26 protein-coding genes and 1 riboswitch are annotated in these 23415 nt (G+C 64.8%); of the genes, 15 read left to right on the forward strand and 11 right to left on the reverse strand.

The genetic code is table 11. The features are described from left to right. Positions 1 to 173 precede the first annotated feature (173 nt). A riboswitch (Fluoride riboswitch) is annotated at positions 174 to 253 on the forward strand. Positions 254 to 333: 80 nt separating this feature from the next. The 7 genes from JQ632_RS05690 (at position 334) to JQ632_RS05720 (ending at position 5111) form a co-directional block, all read left to right on the forward strand. Continuing rightward, positions 334 to 1566 (forward strand): MFS transporter, encoded by a 1233-nt coding sequence (locus JQ632_RS05690; protein ID WP_212401302.1) that lies wholly within the window; start codon positions 334 to 336, stop codon positions 1564 to 1566. Continuing rightward, positions 1526 to 1972 (forward strand): fluoride efflux transporter CrcB, encoded by a 447-nt coding sequence (gene crcB / locus JQ632_RS05695; protein ID WP_212401303.1) that lies wholly within the window; start codon positions 1526 to 1528, stop codon positions 1970 to 1972. Before JQ632_RS05690 ends, crcB (JQ632_RS05695) begins: the two co-directional genes overlap by 41 nt. A gap of 6 nt (positions 1973 to 1978) precedes the next feature. Then, on the forward strand, positions 1979 to 2407 hold the full coding sequence (crcB, locus tag JQ632_RS05700) for a fluoride efflux transporter CrcB (protein ID WP_212401304.1): 429 nt from the start codon (positions 1979 to 1981) through the stop codon (positions 2405 to 2407). A 2-nt stretch (positions 2408 to 2409) separates the two neighbouring features. Beyond that, on the forward strand, positions 2410 to 2751 hold the full coding sequence (locus tag JQ632_RS05705) for a DUF190 domain-containing protein (RefSeq protein ID WP_212401305.1): 342 nt from the start codon (positions 2410 to 2412) through the stop codon (positions 2749 to 2751). Between the two features lie 37 nt (positions 2752 to 2788). Beyond that, on the forward strand, positions 2789 to 3094 hold the full coding sequence (gene clpS / locus JQ632_RS05710) for an ATP-dependent Clp protease adapter ClpS (RefSeq protein WP_212401306.1): 306 nt from the start codon (positions 2789 to 2791) through the stop codon (positions 3092 to 3094). Positions 3095 to 3181: 87 nt separating this feature from the next. Beyond that, positions 3182 to 3943, forward strand: a complete 762-nt coding sequence (locus JQ632_RS05715; protein ID WP_212401307.1) for a hypothetical protein — start codon at positions 3182 to 3184, stop codon at positions 3941 to 3943. A gap of 199 nt (positions 3944 to 4142) precedes the next feature. Further along, the gene (locus JQ632_RS05720) at positions 4143 to 5111 is read left to right on the forward strand and encodes an ABC transporter substrate-binding protein (RefSeq protein ID WP_249151435.1); all 969 of its coding nucleotides are present in this window, start codon (positions 4143 to 4145) and stop codon (positions 5109 to 5111) included. A gap of 37 nt (positions 5112 to 5148) precedes the next feature. On the opposite strand, the gene JQ632_RS05725 is transcribed toward JQ632_RS05720, so the two are convergent. The 5 genes from JQ632_RS05725 to fabI form a co-directional block, all read right to left on the reverse strand. Then, positions 5149 to 6174 (reverse strand): aldo/keto reductase, encoded by a 1026-nt coding sequence (locus JQ632_RS05725; RefSeq protein WP_212401309.1) that lies wholly within the window; start codon positions 6172 to 6174, stop codon positions 5149 to 5151. A gap of 87 nt (positions 6175 to 6261) precedes the next feature. Continuing rightward, positions 6262 to 7455, reverse strand: a complete 1194-nt coding sequence (locus JQ632_RS05730; protein ID WP_212401310.1) for an adenylate/guanylate cyclase domain-containing protein — start codon at positions 7453 to 7455, stop codon at positions 6262 to 6264. Positions 7456 to 7520: 65 nt separating this feature from the next. Then, complete coding sequence (aroC, locus tag JQ632_RS05735) at positions 7521 to 8609, reverse strand: chorismate synthase (protein ID WP_212401311.1); 1089 nt, start codon at positions 8607 to 8609, stop codon at positions 7521 to 7523. 156 nt (positions 8610 to 8765) lie between these two features. Beyond that, positions 8766 to 9365 (reverse strand): histidine phosphatase family protein, encoded by a 600-nt coding sequence (locus tag JQ632_RS05740; RefSeq protein WP_212401312.1) that lies wholly within the window; start codon positions 9363 to 9365, stop codon positions 8766 to 8768. A 16-nt stretch (positions 9366 to 9381) separates the two neighbouring features. Beyond that, positions 9382 to 10197: an enoyl-ACP reductase FabI gene (gene fabI, locus JQ632_RS05745; RefSeq protein ID WP_212401313.1), complete on the reverse strand. Its 816-nt coding sequence runs from the start codon at positions 10195 to 10197 to the stop codon at positions 9382 to 9384. 170 nt (positions 10198 to 10367) lie between these two features. Here fabI and JQ632_RS05750 point away from each other — a divergent pair, with 170 nt between their 5' ends. Both JQ632_RS05750 and JQ632_RS05755 read left to right on the forward strand, forming a co-directional pair. Then, entirely contained in the window at positions 10368 to 10856 is a 489-nt protein-coding gene (locus JQ632_RS05750) for an RNA polymerase sigma factor (RefSeq protein ID WP_212401314.1), read from the forward strand. A gap of 106 nt (positions 10857 to 10962) precedes the next feature. Further along, positions 10963 to 11736: an anti-sigma factor gene (locus tag JQ632_RS05755; protein ID WP_212401315.1), complete on the forward strand. Its 774-nt coding sequence runs from the start codon at positions 10963 to 10965 to the stop codon at positions 11734 to 11736. A gap of 317 nt (positions 11737 to 12053) precedes the next feature. Here the strand turns inward: JQ632_RS05755 and JQ632_RS05760 are convergent, their stop codons facing one another. Together JQ632_RS05760 and JQ632_RS05765 are read right to left on the reverse strand one after the other, a co-directional pair. Further along, complete coding sequence (locus tag JQ632_RS05760; protein WP_212401316.1) at positions 12054 to 13010, reverse strand: DnaJ C-terminal domain-containing protein; 957 nt, start codon at positions 13008 to 13010, stop codon at positions 12054 to 12056. Between the two features lie 110 nt (positions 13011 to 13120). Then, a complete protein-coding gene (locus JQ632_RS05765) occupies positions 13121 to 13549 on the reverse strand; it encodes an RT0821/Lpp0805 family surface protein (protein ID WP_212401317.1) in 429 nt (142 codons plus the stop codon). A 113-nt stretch (positions 13550 to 13662) separates the two neighbouring features. Here JQ632_RS05765 and pdxH point away from each other — a divergent pair, with 113 nt between their 5' ends. From pdxH to JQ632_RS05780, 3 genes are read left to right on the forward strand one after another with little or no spacing between them, the layout of a single operon-like run. Continuing rightward, positions 13663 to 14304, forward strand: a complete 642-nt coding sequence (pdxH, locus tag JQ632_RS05770; protein ID WP_212401318.1) for a pyridoxamine 5'-phosphate oxidase — start codon at positions 13663 to 13665, stop codon at positions 14302 to 14304. Positions 14305 to 14326: 22 nt separating this feature from the next. Beyond that, positions 14327 to 15079: an SDR family NAD(P)-dependent oxidoreductase gene (locus JQ632_RS05775; RefSeq protein ID WP_212401319.1), complete on the forward strand. Its 753-nt coding sequence runs from the start codon at positions 14327 to 14329 to the stop codon at positions 15077 to 15079. An 18-nt stretch (positions 15080 to 15097) separates the two neighbouring features. After that, positions 15098 to 15868, forward strand: a complete 771-nt coding sequence (locus JQ632_RS05780; RefSeq protein ID WP_212401320.1) for a class I SAM-dependent methyltransferase — start codon at positions 15098 to 15100, stop codon at positions 15866 to 15868. Positions 15869 to 15949: 81 nt separating this feature from the next. On the opposite strand, the gene JQ632_RS05785 is transcribed toward JQ632_RS05780, so the two are convergent. Continuing rightward, positions 15950 to 16168, reverse strand: a complete 219-nt coding sequence (locus JQ632_RS05785) for a hypothetical protein (RefSeq protein ID WP_212401321.1) — start codon at positions 16166 to 16168, stop codon at positions 15950 to 15952. A gap of 284 nt (positions 16169 to 16452) precedes the next feature. Then, on the reverse strand, positions 16453 to 17430 hold the full coding sequence (locus tag JQ632_RS05790) for a magnesium transporter CorA family protein (protein WP_212401322.1): 978 nt from the start codon (positions 17428 to 17430) through the stop codon (positions 16453 to 16455). A gap of 343 nt (positions 17431 to 17773) precedes the next feature. Between JQ632_RS05790 and JQ632_RS05795 the strand changes: the two genes are divergently transcribed. Next, positions 17774 to 18451, forward strand: a complete 678-nt coding sequence (locus JQ632_RS05795; protein ID WP_212401323.1) for a L,D-transpeptidase — start codon at positions 17774 to 17776, stop codon at positions 18449 to 18451. A 38-nt stretch (positions 18452 to 18489) separates the two neighbouring features. Here the strand turns inward: JQ632_RS05795 and JQ632_RS05800 are convergent, their stop codons facing one another. Beyond that, positions 18490 to 19581 carry an extensin family protein gene (locus tag JQ632_RS05800; RefSeq protein ID WP_212401324.1) on the reverse strand — a complete coding sequence of 364 codons (1092 nt, stop codon included), beginning with the start codon at positions 19579 to 19581 and terminating at the stop codon, positions 18490 to 18492. Between the two features lie 64 nt (positions 19582 to 19645). Here JQ632_RS05800 and JQ632_RS05805 point away from each other — a divergent pair, with 64 nt between their 5' ends. Together JQ632_RS05805 and JQ632_RS05810 are read left to right on the forward strand one after the other, a co-directional pair. Beyond that, positions 19646 to 21274: a fatty-acid--CoA ligase gene (locus JQ632_RS05805; protein ID WP_212401325.1), complete on the forward strand. Its 1629-nt coding sequence runs from the start codon at positions 19646 to 19648 to the stop codon at positions 21272 to 21274. Positions 21275 to 21486: 212 nt separating this feature from the next. After that, positions 21487 to 22341, forward strand: a complete 855-nt coding sequence (locus tag JQ632_RS05810; RefSeq protein ID WP_212401326.1) for a DUF1499 domain-containing protein — start codon at positions 21487 to 21489, stop codon at positions 22339 to 22341. A 10-nt stretch (positions 22342 to 22351) separates the two neighbouring features. Here the strand turns inward: JQ632_RS05810 and JQ632_RS05815 are convergent, their stop codons facing one another. After that, a complete protein-coding gene (locus tag JQ632_RS05815) occupies positions 22352 to 23269 on the reverse strand; it encodes an MBL fold metallo-hydrolase (RefSeq protein ID WP_212401327.1) in 918 nt (305 codons plus the stop codon). Positions 23270 to 23415 lie beyond the last annotated feature (146 nt).

A 23415-nucleotide genomic window follows, 5' to 3' on the forward strand; every position in this document is an offset into this window, starting at 1 on the left:
TCGCGCTTCCGCAAAGTGCGAAGATGAGTTCAGCTTCACATTCGAGTTAGCCCGCGCGTAACGTCTGTGCGTTCGGAACAGCCGCGCGGCCAGAGCGCGGCGACAAAGCGTTGAAAGCGGGGCGCGCGCGCCGGCCGCCCTATTGTGCGGCGCGATTTCCATGCTAGGCTTGCGACGCAGATGGGGATGGAGTCCCCCGACAACCGCCCGGCGACGAACTTGATCGTATTGGGCTGATGACTCCTGCTTGAGGTGAGGCAACAAGAGGCCTCTGCCTTTGGCGGGAGCATGGACAACCCGCCGTTGGCGGGTTTTTTGTTGCCTAAGCGCGAGATGCAAGACGTGACGACGACCGAGCCAAATCCATCCCGCGCCCGGATCCCCAAGGGGATCTGGGTGCTCGGCTTCGTCTCGATGCTGATGGATATCTCCTCCGAGATGATTCACGCCCTGCTCCCGGTCTATCTCGTCACCGTGCTCGGCACCTCGACGCTCACCGTCGGCTTCATCGAGGGCATTGCGGAGGCAACCGCCTCGATCACAAAGATCTTCTCGGGTGCGCTGTCGGATTGGCTGGGCAAGCGCAAGGTGCTGGCGGCGCTAGGCTACGGTCTCGCGGCGCTGACAAAGCCGCTGTTTCCGCTCGCGCCCAGCGCAGGCTGGCTGGTGGCGGCGCGCTTCATCGACCGCGTCGGCAAGGGCATCCGCGGCGCACCGCGCGATGCGCTGATCGCGGACATCGCGCCCGCAGGGCTGCGCGGCGCAAGCTTTGGGCTCCGCCAGTCGCTCGACACGATCGGCGCCTTCGTCGGGCCGCTGCTCGCCATTCTCCTGATGTGGTGGACATCAGACAATTTCACGGCCGTGTTCTGGGTCGCGGTGCTGCCGGCGTTCCTGTCCTTCGCCCTGATCGCGTTCGCGGTCAGCGAGCCCGAGCCGGCAGCCGGGCAGGAGGCAACGGGAAACCCGCTCAACTTCGCCGCGATGCGGCAGCTCGGCGCGGTCTATTGGCGCATCGTGGCCGTCGGCATCGTCTTCACGTTGGCGCGCTTCAGCGAAGCCTTCCTGATCCTGCGGGCGCAGAACATCGGGCTCAACGCGATGTGGGTGCCGGCCGTGCTGGTGCTGATGAACATCGTCTACGCCCTGTCGGCCTATCCGGCCGGCGTGCTCTCCGACCGGATCAACCGGACCGGGCTGCTCGCCCTTGGCCTGGTGTTCCTCGCGGGCGCCGATCTGGCGCTGGCGCTGCTGCCGAGCCTTGCCGGCCTCGCTCTCGGGGTCGTGCTGTGGGGCTTGCACATGGGGCTGACGCAGGGTCTGTTCGCCGCGCTGGTCGCCGACAGCGCGCCGCCCAGCCTGCGCGGCACCGCGTTCGGCTATTTCAACCTGTTCACCGGGATTGCAATGCTCGCGGCGAGCATCATTGCGGGTGCGCTGTGGGACAATTTTGGCCCGGCCGTCACATTCCTCGCGGGGCTCGGCTTTGCGCTGGTCTCCCTCGCCGGGCTGCTTGCGATCGGCAATGGAATCACGCAAGCCGCCAGCGCGGCGGAGAAGCAATAATGGGAGATATCGGGACGTGCTGAGCGGATTGATCGCGATCATGATCGGCAGCGTGCTCGGCGGATGCGCGCGCTATTTCATCTCCGGCGCCATTGCCCGCCGGATGGGCGAGACCTTTCCCTGGGGGACGCTCACCATCAACGTCACCGGGGCGTTCATCATCGGCGTCTTCGGCGCGCTCGCCACCCATCCCGGCTCGCTGTTTGCCGCGCCCAATCCGTGGCTGTTCGCGGTGACCGGCCTCCTCGGCTGCTACACCACCGTGTCCTCGTTCAGCCTGCAAACACTGACGCTCGCGCGCACCGGCGAGCAGCTCCACGCGGTCGGCAACATCCTCGCCTCGGTCGGATTGTGCCTTGCCGCGGTCAGTTGCGGCTTCCTCCTCGCCGACAGTCTTGGGGGCTAGAACGCGATGACCGCCCTCTCCTCCGCTGATCGCTGGCGCAGCGCCGTGCTCTATGCGTGGGTGGCCGCCGGCAGCATTGTCGGCGGGCTTGCACGCTACCTCACCGGGCTCGCGCTCGACACCGGGCCCGGCTTCCCCTGGAACACGCTGTTCATCAACGCGCTCGGCTCGCTGATCATCGGTTTCTACGCGACGCTGACCGGCCCGGACGGGCGCGTGCTGGCGCGGCCCGAGCACCGGCAGTTCGTCATGACCGGCTTCTGCGGCGGCTACACCACCTTCTCGACCTTCAGCCTGGAAACCTTCCGCCTGTTCCACACCGGCATGAAGTACACTGCGCTCGCCTATATCGGCGCATCGCTGATCTGTTGGCTGGTGTCGGTGTGGCTCGGCCACATGATGGCGGCCCGCTACAATCGCTTGAAGAGGAGTTGATCATGCAGATTCCCAGTCAGGCCGTGTCGCTGCGGATCTTCATCGGCGAGAGCGATCATTTCGACGGCAAGCCGCTCTATGAAGCGATCGTGATCAAGGCGCGCGAGCAGCATCTCGCCGGCGCCACCGTGCTGCGCGGCCCCATGGGTTTTGGCAAGTCGAGCCGGCTGCACACCTCAAAGATCCTGCGGCTGTCGGAGGATTTGCCGCTCCTGATCGAGATCGTGGACAGCGAGGACAACATCAATGCATTCCTGCCCATCCTGGACGGCATGATGTCGAGCGGGCTGATCACCTTGGAGAAGGTCCAGGTCCTGCAATATGGTGAGAAGGCCGCTGGCTGAGCGCTGCGGCTGAACCGGTGGTGTTTCAGGAGGCGGAATGAGCGAGACCGTCACCAAGCGTAAAACCAGGACGAAGACCAAGGTCGAACGGCCGCGGCTGCACAAGGTCATCCTGATCAACGACGACTACACGCCACGTGAATTCGTTACCATGGTGCTGAAGGCCGAGTTCCGCATGACAGAGGACCAGGCCTACAAGGTGATGATAACAGCGCATAAGCTCGGCGCCTGTGTGGTCGCCGTCTTCACCAAGGACGTCGCCGAGACCAAGGCGACGCGTGCCACCGACGCCGGCCGCGCCAAGGGCTATCCGCTCTTGTTTACCACTGAGCCGGAGGAATAGCGGCGCGGCGGCAAGACGACGGCGCATGCGCGCAATTTTAGCGATCGCCGCTACCTCTGGTTTAATCTCGTGTGGCACGACCGTGCGATGACAATCGCACTGCGCAAGCAACTCGAGCTCCAGCCCGCCCGCCCCGAGACCTCGTTCGGCCCCTTCAAGCTGCTGCACGCCCTGCCCTGGCTGATCCTGGCCGCAGCCATGCGGGTGATCGCCTTCGGCGGCGGCGTGGCGCTGCCGGCGACCATCGTCTCCGATCTCTCGATCCTGCTGGCCTTCTTTGCCACCGCGCAGCGGTCGATCGAGGTTGCCGGCGGCCAGTCGTCGCTCGGCGAACTGACCATGGGCGAGCAGTTCAAGCTCTCCCTTGCGATCTTCTGGCGGATTGCGCTTCTGATGATTGCAGCGACGATCGGCGTCGACTTGGTCGGCCGGACCACCTCCGCGCGGCACCTGATGTCCGGGCTCGACGGCGTGGCCTTCGACCAGTTCACGCATCTCGGCCGCTTCTGGAGCGCGTCGATCGCCACACTCGTGCTGCTCATGATCGTCCGTGCCGAGCGCAGCAATGGCCAGATTGCGCTGTTCGCCGCAATCGCAGAGTTCGGACGGCGCGGGCTCTGGCTCGGCGCCGCCGTGGTCGTGCTCGGCCTGCTCAACATCGCGCTCGGCTTCGGACAGGAGCTGGTTCGCAGCGCCATCTGGAACTTCTGGCAGACCTCTGCCGCCAGCCAGTTCACCAAGAACCTGATCTATTTCTGCTTCATCTTCTCCTTTGCGATGCTCCGGCTGTGGCTCACCCTGACGATCCTGACCCTCGGCCTGAGGCAGTCCTACGTCCGCGCCGACTAGCCCAATGCCTTCACCGCAGGAATAGCCGCCCGACGTTTTCGCGCTTTGCATTCGGCTGCGGGATCACGGAGAATGTAGCCAAGCCGGCATCAGCCGGGAGGCAAAAGAAGCGGGAAACGACGGGATGGGCGCAACGGAGAAAGGCCTCGCGATGAGGGGCCGGCTGGTCTTCGCGGGGGTCTTGGCCTTAGCAACACTCATGTCTTTGGCGAACGGCGCGCAGGCCGCCGACAAGGTGCGCATCGGGCTGTTAAAACTCTCCTCGGCCGCGCCGTTGTACCTCGCCAAGGACCGCGGCTATTTCGAGCAGGAAGGCATCGACGTCGATTTCAAGTTTTTTGACGCGGCGGTGCCGATCGCGGTGGCCGCGGTTTCCGGCGATATCGATATCGGCTTCACCGGCTTTACCGCCGCCTTCTACAATCTCGCCGGCAAGGGCGGGCTGAAGGTCATCGCCGGCACAGCGCGCGAAGCACCCGGCTTCCAGAACACGGCTTACGTCGCCTCCAAGCGCGCCCATGAGGCCGGCCTGAAGACGCTCAAGGACCTGCCCGGACATTCCGTCGGCATCACGCAGGTCGGCTCGACCTTCCACTATTCGCTCGGCCTGATCGCCGACAAGCTGAAATTCGACATCGGCTCGGTCAAGGTCGTGCCGCTGCAATCGCTGCCCAATGTCGCCGCCGCCATCAAGGGCGGCCAGCTCGACGCCGCGCTGACCGCCACGACCACGATCAGCCCGGTGATCGCCTCGGGCGACGCCTTCGTGCTCGGCTTCGTCGGCGACGAAACGCCGTGGATGCTCGGCTGTGTCGTGGCCTCGACCGCCACGATCGACAAGAACCGCAAGCTGATCGAGAAGGTGCTCGCGGTCTACCGGCGCGGTGCCGAGGAGTATGCCCGCGTGCTGCTCAAGCGCGACGGCGACGGCAAGTTCGTCCGCAGCGACGAGGGCGACGCGATCCTCGCGATCGTTTCCAGATACACCGAGCAGAAGATCGAGGCGTTGCGGCTGGGACTCGCCGTGGTCGACCCCGCGCTCGACAGCGCCGATATCGCGCGGCAGATCGCCTGGTTCAAGGCGCAGAAGATGGTCGACGCCGAGGTCGACGCAGACAAGATCATCGACAAGTCGTTCGTGCCTGACAGGCCGACCAATCCGAAATGACGACGACCGCAATGATAACGCGGAGCCGCACGGCGCCCTAGACCGGCGGCGGATTGCGATCGCTGAACGTCACCCGCTGGTGCCAGTACGGATAAGGCAGCGTCACCTTGCTGGCTGCATCCAGCTTGGCAATCTGATCCTTGGTCAGTGACCAGCCGACCGCGCCGAGATTTTCGCGGAGCTGGGCCTCGTTGCGGGCGCCAATAATGAGTGTCGAGACCGTCGGGCGCTGCAGCAGCCAATTCAACGCGATCTGCGATACGCTCTTGCCCGTTTCTTTCGCGACCTCGTCGATCGCATCAACGACGCGATAGACGTGCTCGTCCGGAACGGGCGGGCCGAACTCGGCGGTCTTGGGCAGGCGGCTGACTTCGGGGCGCGGCTGACCGCGACGGATTTTTCCGGTCAGACGCCCCCAGCCGAGCGGCGACCACACGACCGCGCCAAGACCCTGGTCGAGACCAAGCGGCATCAGCTCCCATTCGTAGTCGCGCCCGATCAACGAATAATAGGTCTGGTTGGCGACGTAGCGCGGATAGCCGTATCTGTCGGCAATGGCGAGCGACTTCATGAGGTGCCAGCCCGAGAAGTTCGAAACGCCCACATAGCGGATCTTGCCGGCGCGCACGAGGCCATCGAGGGTCGCGAGCACCTCCTCGGGCGGCGTCATGGCATCGAAGCCGTGGAGCTGGAACAAGTCGATATAGCCGGTCCCGAGCCTCCGAAGCGAGCCGTCGATGGCCGAAAGTAGATTTTGCCGCGACGAGCCGACGTCATTGGGCCCGTCGCCGAAGCGGAATGTCGCCTTGGTCGAGATCAGAACCTTGTCGCGCCGTCCCTTGATCGCCTCGCCGAGCACGCGCTCGGATTCGCCAAGCGAATAGACATTGGCGGTGTCAAACATCGACACGCCGGCATCGAGGCAGATATCGAGGAGGCGCCGCGCTTCGGTCGCATCGGTCGTGCCCCAGGCTGCAAGCCGGCCAACACCGCCAAATGTGCCGGTGCCGAGACTCAAGGCCGGAACCGAAAGCCCTGACGAACCCAAGCGTCGATATTCCATCGCTTCACTCCCGTTGTTGATCGATGGTAACGCAGGCCTGCGCTGCAAGCCATCATGCCCGCACATGAAGGCTATACGCCAGACGCGTTAGGCCATCATGACCGGCATCTCCTCGGCCAACCCATAGACGCGCTGGGCTTCCGAAAACCCCGCGATCGGGAATTCACCGAGCTCGGTCCAGCCGACGTTGCAGACGCTGACAAAATTTTTGGACGCCACGATGGTGCGGCCGAACCGGCCCGTGATCTTCTCCAGCCGTGCCGCGAGGTTGACGGCGCGGCCGATGCAGGTGAAGTCGAGCCGGTTGCCGCCGCCGATATTGCCGTAGAGGATGTGGCCGACATGCAGGGCGACGCCGAAGCGGAAGCGCTCGATCGCGTCACCGACGGGGAAGCTGAGTGTCTCGACGCTGGCGCGGGATTCGCGCGCGGCCTCGAGCACCCGGGCACAGACCTGGCCTGCGTCGCCGACATACTCGTTGATCGGGAACACGGCGAGCAGGCCGTCGCCCATGAATTTCAGGACTTCGCCGCCATGCGCCCGGATCGCGGCGACCTGGCAGTCGAAATAGTGATTGAGGATCTGGACGACCGTCTCGGCCGGCAGCCGATCCGACAACGCGGTGAAGCCGCGCAGGTCAGAGAGCCAGATCGCGGCCTGCATGGTATCGTTGTGGCCACGGCGGATCTGGCCGCCCATGATGCGCTCGCCGGCGCGGTTGCCGACATAGGTGTCGAGCAGCATCGTCGCCGTGCGGCGGAGCGTGATGATCTCCGTCATGCGCGTTAGGGGTTTTGCGATCGCGCGCATCACCGCGACGTGCTCATCGCTGAAGCCGCCGGGACGCTTGGTCGTCCAGGTCATCGCATTGACGGTGTCGTCGAGAAAGCGCAGCGGCAGCGCGAGATAGTCGGTGGCGCCCTCGTTGCGCAGATCATGGAGAAACGGAAAACGTTCGACGTCGAGCCCGTTGGGATCGCCCCGGACCTCGAGCCCCTGATTGAACACGAGGCTCAGCGGGCTTCGCTTGAACTCAGGCGTCTCCTGGATTTCGAAATCGACCGTGCCGACCTCGACCTCGGCCGCGCCCTGCTTCCAGATGAAGTTGCGGCCGAAGATTTCGGGATGCAGCGTGCGGATGAAGACGCCGACCCGCCACAGCGGCAGCCCGGCCGCGACCAGGCGCTCGCAACACTCGGCCATCATGTCGCTCGGCGTCGCGGCCGAGCGCGCGCCGTCGATCAGCCAGTCGGTCAGAGCGTCTATATCGGCTGTCTTCATGGCCACACAATTTGTGGGCGAACGGTTCGGCCCGTCAAGCCATGCCGAAGGTTAGTATCGCGACGCTAACGCCCGACCTGCCCGCGGTCGCGCAAAAAGTGGTCGGCCAGCACACAGGCCATCATGGCCTCGCCGACCGGCACCGCACGGATGCCGACGCAGGGGTCGTGGCGGCCCTTGGTCATGATCTCGGTGTCGGCGCCCTTGCGGTCGACGGTCAGGCGCGGCTGCAGGATCGATGAGGTCGGCTTTACGGCAAAGCGCACCACCACCGGTTGCCCGGTGGAGATGCCACCCAGGACGCCGCCGGCATGGTTGGACAGGAAGCGCGTGCCGTCATTGCCGGTCCGCATCTCGTCGGCATTCTCCTCGCCGGTGAGTTCGGCCGCACCAAAACCGGCGCCGATCTCGACACCCTTCACCGCGTTGATGGTCATCATCGCGCCAGCGAGATCGGAATCGAGCTTTGCATAGATCGGTGCGCCCAAGCCGGCCGGCACGCCCTCGGCCACCACCTCGATGACAGCGCCGATCGACGAGCCGCTTTTGCGGATGCCGTCGAGATAGGTTTCGAAGAACGCGGCCTTGTCCTTGTCCGGGCAGAAGAACGGATTGTTGGCGATCTCGTCCCAGTCCCATTTGTCGCGATCGATCTTGTGCGGGCCGATCTGCACCAGCGCGCCGCGCACCTTCACGTCGGGGATCACCTTTCGCGCGATGGCACCGGCCGCGACGCGCATCGCGGTCTCGCGCGCCGAGGAGCGCCCGCCGCCGCGATAGTCGCGCAGGCCATACTTCGCCTCATAGGTGAAGTCGGCGTGACCTGGGCGGAACTTGTCCTTGATCTCGGAATAGTCCTTCGAGCGCTGGTCGGTGTTCTCGATCAACAGCCCGATCGGCGTGCCCGTCGTGACCTGCACGCCGGTTTCGGGATGGGCCATCACGCCGGAGAGGATTTTGACCTGGTCCGGCTCCTGGCGCTGGGTGGTGAAGCGCGACTGGCCGGGACGGCGGCGATCGAGGTCGCGCTGAATGTCGGCCTCGGTGAGCGGGATCAGCGGCGGACAGCCGTCGACCACGCAGCCGATCGCCACCCCATGGCTCTCGCCGAACGTGGTGACGCGGAACATATGGCCGAAGGTGTTGAAGGACATTTTTGCTCGCTAGCTCGGTTCCGGCGTGTGGTAACGCGCAGGCGCACGGCGGTCAAACAAGTACATCGTCATTCCGGGGCGACGCGCAGCACCGAACCCGGAATCTCGAGATTCCGGGTTCGCCCTTCGGGCGCCCCGGAATGACGGTGCATTGGGTTAACTATACTTCGCCAGGCGGCCGTCGCGGAATACGTAAACGGTCCCCTGCTCGATATAGAGCTCGGCGGCGCTGGCCGGCGTCTCCAGGCCGAGCGAGACCATCAGGGCCCGCGCGGTGCCGCCATGGGCGACCGCGACCGTGTCGCCGTGCAGCGAATTGTACCAGTCGCGCATGCGGACCTGCACATCGGCATAGGTCTCGCCGCCCGCAGGCGCCACCGTCCACTTGTCGGCCAAGCGCCGGGCGTACACGTCCGGATCGGCCGCGTCGCTTTCGGCCAGCGTCAGCCCTTCCCACGCGCCATAGCCGATTTCGCGCAGGCGATCGTCGAGCGCATAATCGGCGACCGGCAGCTCGAGCTTGCCACGCACGATCTCCATGGTCTGGCGCGCGCGGCCGAGCGGGCTCGACACATAAGGCAGCGAAGTCTTGGCGCGGCCATCGCGCGCGAACAGATCGGCGAGAATGCCGGCGGCCTGAACCGCCTGCGCGCGGCCGCGCGCATTCAGCGCGATGTCCCTGGTGCCCTGCAGCCGGCCGAGCGCATTCCACTCGGTTTCGCCGTGGCGAAGATAATAGATCGTTGGCGCGGGCATTTTCGGAAGCTGAAGATCAGTCCTTCCCGCCGAGCGAGATATCAGGCGCCTCCGGCCGCTTCATGCCAAGCACGTGATAGCCGGAATCGACGTGATGCACCTCGCCGGTGACGCCGCGCGACAGGTCGGACAAGAAATACAGCGCGCTGCCACCAACGTCCTCGGTCGAGACGTTGCGCCGCAGCGGCGCGTTGTATTCGTTCCACTTCAGAATATAGCGGAAATCGCCGATGCCGGAGGCCGCGAGCGTCTTGATCGGGCCTGCCGAGATCGCGTTGACGCGGATGTTCTTCTCGCCGAGATCGGCGGCGAGATAGCGGACGCTGGCTTCCAGCGCCGCCTTTGCCACGCCCATGATGTTGTAATGCGGCATCCACTTTTCGGCGCCGTAATAAGAGAGCGTGATGAGCGAGCCGCCATCGGTCATCAGCTTCTCGGCGCGCTGTGCCACCGCCGTGAACGAATAGCAGGAGATCAGCATCGACTTGGTGAAGTTTTCCTGCGTGGTGTCGACATAGCGGCCCTCGAGCTGCTCGCCATAGGCGATCGCATGCACCAAGAAGTCGATCTTGCCCCACTTCTCCTTCAACACCGCGAACGCAGCGTCGATCGTCGCAGCATCGGTGACGTCGCAATGACCGAGCACGAGGCCGCCGATCTCGGCGGCGAGCGGCTCGACGCGCTTCTTGAGCGCATCGCCCTGATAGGTGAAGGCGAGTTCGGCGCCTGCCGCGTGGCATGCCTTGGCGATGCCCCAGGCGATCGAGCGGTTGTTGGCAACGCCGAGGACGACCCCGCGCTTGCCTTGCATCAGACCGGAATTCTGCGCCATCTCTCTGTCCAATCGTGCCGGATTTTTCAGCTCTGGAGGTACACCAGCCCTCCATTGCGGTACAGTCCTAATCCGCGGCGTTAACGCTGTTTCGGGTGCCGGAATAGCCGTTCCATTCAGGGGTTATGATGGGTAAGGCGCTCGCGCCGAACCAGTCGAATCGAGGCGGCATGAGTGCGTTTCGCCAGAGTGTGGAGGCCATGATCCCGGCACTGCGCCGCTATGCGCGTGCGCTGGCGCGCGACGCCGACGTCGCCGACGATCTGGTGCAGGACACGCTGGTGCGCGCGTTGCGCTCTGAACGGTTGTTTCTCGGCGGCGACGTCAGGAGCTGGCTCTACACGATCCTGACCAACCTCAACAAGAACCGCCGCCGGTCGCTGGCGCGGCGCCCGCAATTCATGCCGCTGTCGGAGAACAATCCCGACGCCAGCGGCACCGAGGCGGAAGGACGCGACATCGAAAAGGCGCTGGCAACGCTGGTCGAGGAGCAGCGCTCGGTGCTGCTGCTCGTGATGCTGGAGGGACTGAGCTATCGCGAGGTCGCCGACATCCAGGGCGTGCCGATCGGCACCGTGATGTCGCGGCTCGCGCGCGCCCGGGCCCACATCAAGGCGGCGCTCGAAGGAACGCGCCCGGCGCTGAAACGGGTGAAATGATGGCAGGGTTCATGCAAGGCATGGTGCAGGTCCTGTGCACCGACAAGGGACCAACGGATTTGAGCCGCAGACGAGAATTTGGGCCGACGAGCCAGAGACGACCGCGATGACCGACGACCGCAAGATTTCAGTCACCGAAGACGAATTGCACGCCTATGTCGACGGCGAGCTGCCGGCCGAGCGCCGGGCCGACGTCGAGGCCTGGCTTGCCGCCCATCCCGAGGAGGCCGAGCGGGTGCAGTCCTGGCGGACCATGGCCGAGCTGCTGCACGCCCGCTACGATGCAATCGCGCAGGAGCCGGTACCGAAGCGGCTCGAGATCGAGCGGCTGGTGCGCCGGCCGCGGCAATGGATTTACGGCGCGGCTGCCGCCGCCCTGGTCGCCTTCGTCGCCGGCGGCGCGACCGGCTGGGTGGCGCATGGCGCCGCCAGCAAGCCGTCGGTCTTCCAGGCCTTCACCGTCGATGCGCTCGACGCCCACCGCCTCTATGTCGTCGAGGTCCGGCATCCCGTCGAGGTGCCCGGCAATGAGCGCGCCCATCTCCAGGCCTGGCTGACCAAGCGCTGCGGCTGGACCGTGTTCGCACCCGATCTGGAGGCGAGCGGGCTGAAGCTCGTTGGCGGCAGGCTGCTGCCGGGGCCGAACGGGCCTGCGTCCTTCCTGATGTATGAGGGCGCCTCGGGCGAGCGCTTCACGATCTACACCGCCAAGACCGAAAGCGGCGAAACGCAGATGCGCTACGCGACGACGGATAAGGACAGCGCTCTGTTCTGGACCGACCGCGGCGTCGGCTATGTCGTGAGCGGCGGCGGAGATCGCGACCGGCTCACCAAGGTGGCGCGCGCCGTCTACGACCAGGCGGAGAAAAACGGCATCTAGACAACCGCGCGATCACGCCGCCCAGATTCGGTCATTGAAAATTTGGAATCACGTCATGGACGCGTCTCATTATCGCACCGGATGATCACGCGAAAATGAGCAGCGTTCGATCCGCCGATCGACGCGGGCGGCCTCGATTGGGGTTTTTGGTACCGCGCTGGTCCCCCTCTCGAGGCCGCACCTTATCGGCGACTGCCAAGCCGATCTGGCCAAGCAGCCGACACGCCGGACACGATAGCGTCGAAGCGCCATCGCGCTCCAGGCGTTCGTTGAGCATTCACCTGCTGGAAATGCCCTGAGGTAGCCGCAGCTCGTGCCTATCCGAGCCCGCTACGCGGATTGTAGGGGTGTTGGTCCCGCCACTTTTCCATCAATGCCTCAAGCTCGGCATCGTTCCCGTCCGGTAGCATAATCCTGATGGTAACGAAGAGGTCGCCGGTCCCGCCGGTCTTCGGCAGGCCCTTGCCCTTGAGGCGGAAGGTGCGGCCCGACGAGGTGTTTTTCGGGATCGTCAGCTCCACCGCGTTGCCCAGCGTCGGCACGCGGACCTTGCCGCCGAGCACGGCCTCGTAAAGCGTGATCGGCAAGTCGATCCGCAAGTCGGCGCCATCGACCTTGAAGAAGGGATGCGGGCCAACCGTGATCGTGATCAGGAGGTCGCCGGGCGGGTGACCGGGCGCGGTCTCGCCCTGCCCCTTCAGCCGGATCTGCTGGCCGCTGGTGACGCCGGCCGGAAGCTTGACGTTGAGCTCCTTGCCGGTCGGCAGCCGGACGCGCTTCTCGCCGCCCTGAACCGCCTCTTCCAGAGAGACGGTCATGGCGACGTTCAGGTCGAGATCGACCCCGATCCCCCCGGTGTCAAACTCGAAGTGGGGACCGCCGGCGCCAGTACGCCCACCGCGCGCTCCGCCGCCAAACATGCTGTTGAGAATGTCCTCGAACGCGCCGCCGCCACCGGGGCCGGCGCCGCCGGAGCGGAACGTATAGCTCTCGAACCCGCCTGGGCCTGCACGCCCGCGCGAACCGCCGCCCGGAAAACCCTGGAAGCGCGGCTTGCCGTCAGCATCGATCTCGCCCCGGTCGAACTGCTTGCGCTTGTCCTCGTCGCCGAGGATCTCGTTGGCCGTGTTGAGCTCGGCGAAGCGCTCGGCCGCCTTCGGATCGTTCTTGTTGCTGTCGGGATGATGCTTCTTGGCGAGCTTGCGATAGGCGCTTTTGATCGCGGCAGCGCTGGCGCTCCGCGGCACCCCCAAGACCTCATAGGGGTCGCGCATCCGTCACGTCTCCTTCAGGGAAATCGATTGTTCCAAAGGGGCTCCCCGCCCCACCCTTGGCTTCATCTGGGGTTGCCGTGGCATTTTTGCAACTAGCCTTCGGGGCTAAACTAGCTACGCCACGGCTTTAGCGTATGAATCTCCCAGCGGCCATGGCCAGCTTGGCAGCCGGCGCCTTGGAGCCAGCTTTCGGTGCGGCCGTTGACGTAGCTCGCCAGGAAATCCCGGCATTTGCGGCCATCCTCGGCGGCATAGGACTGCGCGATCGGGGTCACCGAGCCGCGCGCCCCGGTCTCCGGATTCTCCCAATGCTGGCTGGAATCCTTGTCGCCCTTGCTCAGGACGTCGGAGGCGGCGTTGCGGGTAAAGGCCAGGTCGCTGTCGGTCGGGGGCGCCTCTTTTTCCGGGATGGACGCGGTGACGTCGCCGTCGTCCATCTTGGCCATCGGTCCCTTCTCAAGTCCCTTGGCAAGCTGCGAGCCGTCGTTGCGCGAGAAGCTGCAGCCGCCGGTGCCGAGCCCGATCAGAATCATCGTCATGACGAGGCCGGAGGGCCGGATCGCCGATAGGCCAACGCGTCCCCATGCCCTATATAAGGCGATAGTGGACAACAGCGCGCTTTGGGCCGCGGTACGCAACTCGGACTCCAGACATGACCGACACGACCTCGATGAAACACCAGACACCCTTAACATCCGGTGATTTCACCGCTGCCGAGGAACCGTTTGCGCTGTTCGAGGCCTGGTTGAACGAGGCGATCAAGAGCGAACCGAACGATCCGAACGCCATGGCGCTCGCGACCGTCGATTCGGACGGGCTGCCGGACGTGCGTATGGTGCTGATGAAGGGCTTCGATTCCGACGGATTCGTCTTCTACAGCCACATCGCCAGCCAAAAGGGCCGCGAACTCGCCGCAAATCCTAAGGCGGCGTTACTTTTTCACTGGAAGTCGCTGCGCCGTCAGGTGCGCATCCGCGGCAACGTGTCGCCCGTCACCGACGCCGAGGCCGACGCCTATTTCGCCACCCGCCCCAAGCAGGCGCAGATCGGCGCCTGGGCGAGCAAGCAGTCGCAAGCGCTGGAGAGCCGCTTCGCCTTCGAGCAGGCGATTGCTAAGGTCGCCGCCAAATACGTCATCGGCGAGGTGCCGCGGCCGCCCGGCTGGAGCGGCTGGCGCGTCACCCCGTCGCGCATCGAGTTCTGGCATGACCGCCCGTTCCGCTTGCACGACCGCATCGAATTTCGCCGTGACGCGGCCGGCCAGCCGTGGTCCAAGACGCGGATGTATCCGTAGAGTTGTGAACTGAAAGACCTCAATGCCGCATGCATCCAACGTGCCCCGACGCACGCTGCTCCTGACCGGGGCCAGCCGCGGCATCGGCCATGCCACCGTGATCCGCTTCTCCTCCGCCGGCTGGCGCGTCATCACCTGCTCGCGGCATCCGTTTCCGGAAGATTGCCCGTGGGACGCGGGGCCTGAGGATCACATCCAGGTCGACCTTGCCGACCCCGAGGACACCGCGCGCGCGATCTCCGACATCCGCAACCGGCTCGAAGGCGGCGCGCTGCACGCGCTGGTCAATAACGCCGCGATCTCGCCGAAGGGTCCAGGCGGCTCGCGGCTCGGCTCCGTCGATACCGACCTCGACACCTGGACGCATGTGTTTCACGTCAACTTCTTCGCACCAATCATGATCGCGCGTGGCCTGATCGAGGAATTGAAGGCCGCCAAGGGCTCGGTCGTGAACGTCACCTCGATCGCCGGCTCGCGCGTGCACCCATTCGCGGGCGCCGCTTACGCCACCTCCAAGGCCGCGCTCGCAGCACTGACGCGCGAGATGGCCTCGGACTTCGGCCGCGTCGGCGTGCGCGTCAATGCGATCGCCCCGGGCGAGATCGACACCTCGATCCTGTCGCCCGGCACCGAGAAGATTGTCGACCAACAGATCCCGATGCACCGGCTCGGCACACCGGACGAGGTCGCCAAGATCATCTACGTGCTGTGTACAGAGACGTCGTCCTACGTGAATGGTGCCGAGATCCACATCAACGGCGGGCAGCACGTTTAGGCGGATCGCAGGCAAAGCATGGGCCGGTTTGCGAGCACGGCATCACTCTATGAGGAGTTGCGGCCGCCTTACCCGCCCGAGTTCTTTCGCAGCGTCGCGCAAGAGCTCGGCCTCTCCAAACGATGCGCCCTGATCGATCTGGGCACCGGACCCGGACTGCTGGCACTTGGCTTCGCTGCCTATGTCGGCCGCATCGTCGGCGTCGACCCTGAACCCGAAATGCTCGATGCGGCGCGACACGCGGCCGCGCGCGCAGGCCACGCGCTCACGCTGATCGAAGGCAAGGCCGAGACGCTTGCCTCCGGCATCGGCAGCTTTGACGTCGTGACGATCGGCCGCGCGCTGCATTGGATGGATCGGGAGCCGACGCTTGCGCTGCTGGAGCGGCTGGTCGCGAGCGACGGCGCGATTCTGATCTGCGCATCCTTCTCAGCCACCGATGGTCGCAACCCCTGGCTTGATGGCTACAATGAAGTCCGCCGCCGCTGGTCTCCGGCTCGCCTCTGGGAAGAGGCCGGCCGCGGCACGCGGGCCCACCGCGACCTTCCCGCGTTCTTTCGTAGCAGCGCCTTTCAGCCTGCCGAGCTCGTCACGGTCGAGACGAGCCACGCGGTCAACGTCGAGGACCTGGTACGGCGCACCCTCACCTACTCGTCGTCTTCGCCGGAGGTGTTGGGCGACAATGTCGAGGCCATGCTGCGCGATGTCAGGGAATGCCTGGCTTCCTTCAGCCGCGACGGCCTGATCGCCGAGACCATCGTGTCAACGGCGCAGATCATCAAGCGCTAGAGGATTTGCCGCGGAACACGGAAGCAAGGCAATCCAGACAAGGCCGCCGCAAGACCTGGATTGCCTTGACCCTTCCGTCTCTCAATCGGCGCGAATACGACGCGACGGTTCCCGCAGCCGCGGAGCGGCCATGTTGAACGCAGTCGAGCAGTCGTCGTCGTTCTCGCCGTCGAGCAGCGGTGCACCACAGTGCCGGCACAGCCGTGCCGACAACGACGGCGCCTTGCCGCTCGCCACGACCTGACGATAGCTTGCCAGATCGATGACGTTGCGGGGCGACGTTATGTGTTTTTCAACCATGGCTGTTCCTCGCGGCTACACCCTGCTTATCGCAGACAAGTTTCGCCCAAACGTTCAGCCCACCGCTCAAATTTTACCGGAGGAATTGGGGCGACTGTGACGCGTCACCGCGCGGCCAGAATCCCGATCTATTCTGCGACACCATCCGCCGTCTCTCTGCGACGGGCGTAAGGTCTCGGTCACTATCTTTGTTTGAGCATGATCTCCGCGCAAACGCGCTCGGCATTTGTCGCGCGAGAGAACCGCTGCACACTTGCGTTAGCGCATCGGTTCCGGGTGATGCTCTAGAGCCACTTCTTCCATTTGAAGATCCAGTACGGCACGATCGCCGCGATCAGCATCATCACCAGCGCCATCGGATAGCCGTGGACCCATTCGAGTTCCGGCATCATCTTGAAGTTCATGCCGTAGATCGAGGCGATCAGCGTCGGTGGCATCAGGACAACAGCCATGACCGAGAACAGCTTGATGATGTTGTTCTGCTCGAGATTGACGACGCCGAGCATGGCGTCGAGCACGAAGGTGATCTTGTTGGAGAGATAAGAGGCGTGATCGGTCAGCGAGCTCACGTCGCGCTGCATGGTCTTGAGCTGCTCGCGCATGTCCTTGGACCATTTCACGCCCTCCACGATCGCCGAAAGGAACGCGACGACGCGGCCGATCGAGACCAGGCTTTCGCGAACCTTGGAGGTCAGGTCGCCCTTGCGGCCGATCGCGATCAGAATCTGGGAATATTGCTTGGCATGGCCATGGCGCTCGCTCTCAGGCTCGAAGATGTCGTGCGAGACCTGGTCGATCTCGGCCCCGCAGCGCTCGAGAATGTCGGCGCAGCGGTCGATCACCGCGTCCAGGAGTTCCATCAGCACCATCTCACCCGTGAGGGCCGGCGTGCAGGACCGGGCAAGCTTGGCTTCGACCAGCGAGAACGGCTTGGGCTGATCGTAGCGGACGGTCACCAGGCGGTGGTCGCCGAGGATGAAGGTGACGGCCGTGGTTCGGGGCATGTCGGTGTCGGACTGGCACATCAGCGTCGCCGTCATGTAGCGCGCGCCGTTCTCAATATAGAGGCGGCTGGAGATCTCGATCTCCTGCATGTCTTCCCGGGTCGGGATGGCAATGCCCGCGAGCCGTTCGACCGCCTTGTCCTCCGCGGCCGTTGGACTGACCAGGTCGATCCACACCGCATTCTCAGGCATCGCCGCGAGATTATCGACGACCACCTTCTTCAGGGAGGACTCGGAGGGAACAAACACCGAAAACATGAACAACTCCAACCAAGGGCCGCGCGCGATGACCAAGAGCCCTTAGCCCGATTCTGACAAGTCCAAGATGACAGCCACATTAACGGAGCATTCGCATTTGTGGCGGCCAAGCGGCGCAAGCGTGGCACGGTTTCGACAGTTGGGCATCTCTTGCCCAAAAAACTGCCCGGAGTCGAAAAACTTGCGGCAAAAAAGCCACAGCTGGCGTCTTGCAGCGCGGGAAAAGGCCCTAAACGCTGGAATTGTGGCAGAATTCGACGATAATGCGGGGATTAACGGAGTCGTGGAACTTGGGTGCGAAACTCAGGTTTTGCGAGCGGCTTGTTTCGATTGGAACCAAACCATGTCGTCGCTGAAAGTTACGTTTGGGATTGTGGCCACCGGCCTGATGTTGTCAGGCTGCATGCAGGCCACAACCTATGAGGCAACTAACACGCAGAACTTCAAGCCGCGTGACAAGGATTTGCTCTCCAAGGTGAGCTACGTGAAGACGCCGGTTGCGGAGCCCTTCCGCCGCGCGATCGTGGAGTATCACCGTAAGGAGTCGCCCGGTTCGATCGTGGTCGATTCCGACAATCACTACCTCTACTACGTGATGGATGGCGGCAAGGCGATCCGCTACGGCATCACCGTCGGCGAAGAAGCCATGGCCTGGTCGGGCATTGCCAAGATCGGCAGCATGACCGAGTGGCCGGCCTGGCACCCGACCCCGAGCGAAATCTCGCGCCTGGGCGTGCCGACCTTCGTGGCGCCGGGCCCGGACAATCCGATGGGCTCCCGCGCGATGTATCTCTACTCGGGCGGCAAGGACACGCTGTTCCGCATCCACGGGACCAACCAGCCTGAATATATTGGCGCTTCGATCTCATCTGGCTGCATCCGCATGACCAATGAGGACGCGATCGACCTCTACAACCGCGTCAAGGTCGGCACCATCGTGGTCGTGCTCGAGCCGAAGCACGGCGACTCCCCCTACAATTCGCGGCTCGCGCTGCAGGGTGGCGGCACCAATTCCTTCTAGCTGGAACGGTCCTGAAGATTTCCCAGAAGCGCCGGTTTTCACCGGCGCTTTTTTGTTGCCGGCTTGCGTGACGGCTCGGGCTCGTCCGCAGGCGCCTCCTTCGGCGTGGCGTCCGGCTTGGCAGCCGGCAAATCGGCGCCGTCCTTCGCCCCGTCCGCCTTCGCCCCGTCAGTTTTGGCGGCAACCTCGCGCGGCGGGGCCTCCTCCGGCCGCTCGGCCGGCAGGCGCGGCGCGACCTGCGGTAGCGGATCCCAGACGTTCCACTGGCAGATGCGGTAGTCGTTGCGCCGCTGCATGAGATCGAGATGGATGTGGTCCTCGTGATACCAATCCGATCCCGGCCCCAGCACGGTCGAAAAGCGCGAGCAGACCGAATGCAGCACGCGCTCGCGCACGTCCCGCGCCACGTTGCGATCGGTCAGGTTGATCGACTGTCCGTTGGCGAGCTTGAAGGCGCGCACGTCGAGCGCATTGGCGCGGCCGTGCTCCGACAGCATCGCGCCGGCGATGCGGTTGCGGCCGCGGCACTCGAAGGAGTCGAAATTGTCGAGGTCGCTGATGGTGGAGCCCAGGCTTGCCGCAAGCGGCGCCATGTCGGACCGCACCCAGTCGGCAATCGTCGACGCCATGGTGCAGCGAAGCACCGCCGCGGGCTTGACCGACACCTTCCGCTTGTCGGGCAGCACGATCGCTTCCAGCCGCACCAAATCCTCGCCGCCGCAGCCGCCGGGCCCCTTGATGTCGGGGATGGAGGGCGCGACGGCGATGTCTTCGGTCAGCGCCTGCCGGCAGGCAGATAGCTGCCGCTCGGCAGGCGCGGCCGGTTCCGACGGCTTCTCGGCCGCGGGCCTCTCTTCTTCTGCGGGAGCGTGCGGAACGGCCTTCGGCGCCTCCGCCGGGCGCGGCCGCGGCAGCGGAATCTTCGCGGTGTGAACCGCCCCGCGCCGCATTGGCGTGCTCTTGGGTGCGCCGAAGCCGAACAGGTCGAGCGGCGCGGTATATTTTCGCGCCTGCGCCGGCTCTGTCAGCGCCACGGCCGCGCCCAGCGCAACGGTAACCATTGCCGCACCGGCGGACATAAAGCCGCGACAAGACCATTTGCGGCGATGGTTCCGCAGGCTAAAATTCATGACAAGTTTTTGGCCTGCGCTGAGGGCGATAACAAGTCCAGCGAATAATCGGAGGAACGTCGGAATGCTTGGTTTGATGCAAGATTGGCCCCTGCTTTGCCACCGGATCATCGAACACGCCGCAAAAATTCATGGCAAGCAGGAGGTCGTCACCCGCTCGGTCGAGGGACCGATCCATCGCACCAACTATGCCGAGATCCACACCCGCGCGCTCAAGGTCTCGCAGATGCTGGAGCGCGACGGCATCAAGCTCGGCGACCGTGTCGCCACCATCGCCTGGAACACCTGGCGTCACCTCGAGGTCTGGTACGGCATCATGGGCATCGGCGCCATCTGCCACACCGTCAACCCGCGGCTTTTCCCCGAGCAGATCGCCTGGATCATCAACCATGCGCAGGATCGCATCGTGATGACCGACATCACCTTCGTTCCCGTCCTGGAGAAGCTTGCCGACAAGCTGCCGAGCGTCGAGCGCTACGTCGTCCTCACCGACAAGGCGCACATGCCGGAGACCAAGCTGAAGAACGCGGTGGCCTATGAGGACTGGATCGCGCAAGCCGACGGCAAGTTCACCTGGAAGGACTTTGACGAGAACACCGCGGCCGCGATGTGCTACACGTCCGGCACGACGGGCGACCCCAAGGGCGTGTTGTACTCGCACCGCTCCAACGTGCTGCACGCCCTGATGGCCAACAATGTCGACGCCCTGGGCACCAGTGCCTCGGAGGCGATGTTGCCGGTGGTGCCGCTGTTCCACGCCAATAGCTGGGGCATCGCCTTCTCCGCGCCCTCGCAGGGCACCAAGCTCGTGATGCCCGGCGCCAAGCTCGACGGCGCCTCCGTCTACGAGCTGCTCTCGACCGAGAAAGTGACACATACCGCCGGCGTGCCGACGGTGTGGCTGATGCTCCTCCAGCATATGGCCGCCAACAATCTGAAGCTGCCGCATCTGAAGATGGTGGTGTGCGGCGGCTCGGCGATGCCGCGCTCGATGATCAAGTCCTTCGTCGACATGGGCGTGGGCGTGCGCCACGCCTGGGGCATGACCGAGATGAGCCCGATCGGCACGGTGGCCGCGCTCAAACCGCCGTTCGCCGAGACGTCCGGCGATGCGCGGCTCGACGTGCTCCAGACCCAGGGCTACCCGCCCTTCGGCGTGCGCATGAAGATCACCGATGATGCCGGCAAGGAGCTGCCCTGGGACGGCAAGACTTTTGGCCGCCTCAAGGTCTCGGGTCCGGCCGTTGCCAAGGCCTATTACCGCCTCGACGCCAGCATTCTCGACGGCGAGGGCTTCTTCGACACCGGCGACGTCTCCACCGTCGACCAGGACGGCTATATGCGGATCACCGACCGTTCCAAGGACGTGATCAAGTCCGGCGGCGAGTGGATCTCCTCGATCGATCTGGAGAACCTGGCAGTCGGCCACCCCGCCGTGGCGGAAGCCGCCGTAATCGGCGTCTACCACCCCAAATGGGACGAGCGCCCGCTCCTGATCGTGCAGCTCAAGCAGGGCCAGCAGGCCACGCGCGAGGACATCCTGAAGTTCATGGACGGGAAGATCGCGAAATGGTGGATGCCCGATGACGTCGCCTTCGTCGACGGCATTCCGCACACCGCGACCGGCAAGATCCTGAAGACGGCGCTCCGCGACCAGTTCAAGGATTACCGCTTCCCGAACGCGGCGGCGTAAGACGCAACATCCATCGTCATTCCGGGATGGTCCGAAGGACCAGACCCGGAATCTCGAGATTCCGGGTTCGGCTCTTCGAGCCGCCCCGGAATGACAGGGTGCGGCAGCCCGAATCCCTTGAATTTGCCGTCCGGGCATGGTCTCAACTGGCCAGATGGCCGCCCCGGAGATTTCGCGCGGCAGCGACCTAACCCCCCAGCAGAGCTCGATCGATGGCCCGCAGGTTTTCCGCTCCCTACCAATCGGAGCCCGTGTCCAGTCTCGCGACCTGGTCGCGAAACCTGGCCGTGTTCGCGGTGGTGGCTGTGGTGGTCTCCGTCATCATCGTCCGCTTCGGCTTTCTGGAGATCAAGCCGGCGCTCGCGACCTTCTTCGGCGGATTGGCCATCGCCGCGCTCTCCATCCTGCTCGGGCTCGCGGGCTTTGCCGCGATCTGGCAGAACGGCTCGCGCGGCATGGCGCGCATCCTGCTCGCCTTTCTGATCAACGGGCTGATCCTCGCCTATCCCGCCTACCTTGCCCTGCAATACCGCAAGCTGCCGGCGATCCACGACATCACCACCGACCCGATCGACCCGCCGCGGTTTGAGGCGCTGGCGCGCTTGCGCACCGGCGAAGGCGCCAACCCGGCGGTCTATGCCGGCCTCTATTCGGCCGAGCAGCAGCGTCATTTCTATCCCGAGATCGAGCCGGTCGAGCTCGAGATTTCCGCCGACCGCGCCTATGCGATCGCGCTGCAACTCGTCAACAAGCGCAAATGGCTGGTCATCGACGAGCGCGCGCCGCAGCCGCCGCGCCGAGTCGGCCGCATCGAGGCGGTAGCACGATCGCCGATCATGGGCTTTCGCGAGGACGTCTCGATCCGGGTGGTCGCCGACGGCGAGGATTCCCGCGTCGATATCCGCTCCGCCTCGCGCTATTTCGAGAGCGACCTCGGCAGCAACGCCGCGCGGGTCAGCAAGTTCATCGACGATCTCAACACCGCCGCCGATGCCGACGCCCTCAAGCCGGTCAAGAAGACGCCGGTGGCGCCGGCCAAGCCGGCCGCCAAGACGGTGAAGAAGTGACGCGATAGCGTCACGCCATTCGGTACGTCCCGCCGATTACGGGGTCGCCATCCGTCGCCACAACGCCGCGGGCGACGAGGTCTTCCAGATGCGCCAGCACGGAATAGCCCGCCGCGGTGGTCAGCCTCGGATCGATGCCGATATAGATCGCCCGCACCATGGTCGGGATGTCGGCCTCGCCCTTGGCGAGCCGATGCAGGATCGAGGCCTCGCGTGCCTTGCGGTGGCGTATCAGGAAGCGCACGTAGCGCGGCCCTTCCGGAATCTCCGCGCCGTGGCCGGAGAAATACAGATCCTCCTCGCGCGCGGCGAGCCGGTCGAGCGAGTCCATGTAGTCGATCATCGAACCATCGGGCGGCGCCACGATCGAGGTCGACCAGCCCATCACGTGATCGCCGACGAAATTGAACTTTCGCTCGGGCCAGGCGAAGGCGAGATGGTTGGCGGTGTGGCCGGGCGTCGCCACAGCCTCGAGCCGCCAGCCGGCGCCTTCGATGACGTCGCCATGCGCCACCTTCACGTCGGGTGCGAAGTCGCGGTCGGAGCCCGACTCCGGATTGTGCTTCTCGCTCTCGAAGCGCGGGCGCGAGGCGCGGTGCGGGCCCTCGGCGTAGACCGTCGCGCCGGTCGCCTGCTTGATCCGGGAGGTGTTGGGCGAGTGGTCGCGATGGGTGTGGGTCACGAGGATGTGGGTGACGGTCTCACCCTTGACCGCATCAAGCAGGGCCGCCGCATGCGCCGCATCGTCCGGGCCGGGATCGATGATCGCGACCTTGCCGGTGCCAACGATGTAGCTGACCGTGCCGGTGAAGGTGAACGGGCTCGGATTGTTGCAGAGGACGCGCCGCACGCCGGGACGCACCTCTTCGACGATGCCTGGCTTGAGCGGGAAGTTGCGGTTGAACGGGACGTCGTCGTTATCGGACATGGCTTCTTCGTTGTTCTTGGACGTCATTCCGGGATGACCCGTCAGGGTCAGACCCGGAATCTCGATGAACAGGAGCGATGCAGTCCGAGATTCCACAATTCGCAACTGCGAATTGGGGTTCGCGCTTTGCGCGCCCCGGAATGACG

The sequence above is a fragment of the Bradyrhizobium liaoningense genome, assembly GCF_018130955.1.
Taxonomy (GTDB): domain Bacteria; phylum Pseudomonadota; class Alphaproteobacteria; order Rhizobiales; family Xanthobacteraceae; genus Bradyrhizobium; species Bradyrhizobium liaoningense_C.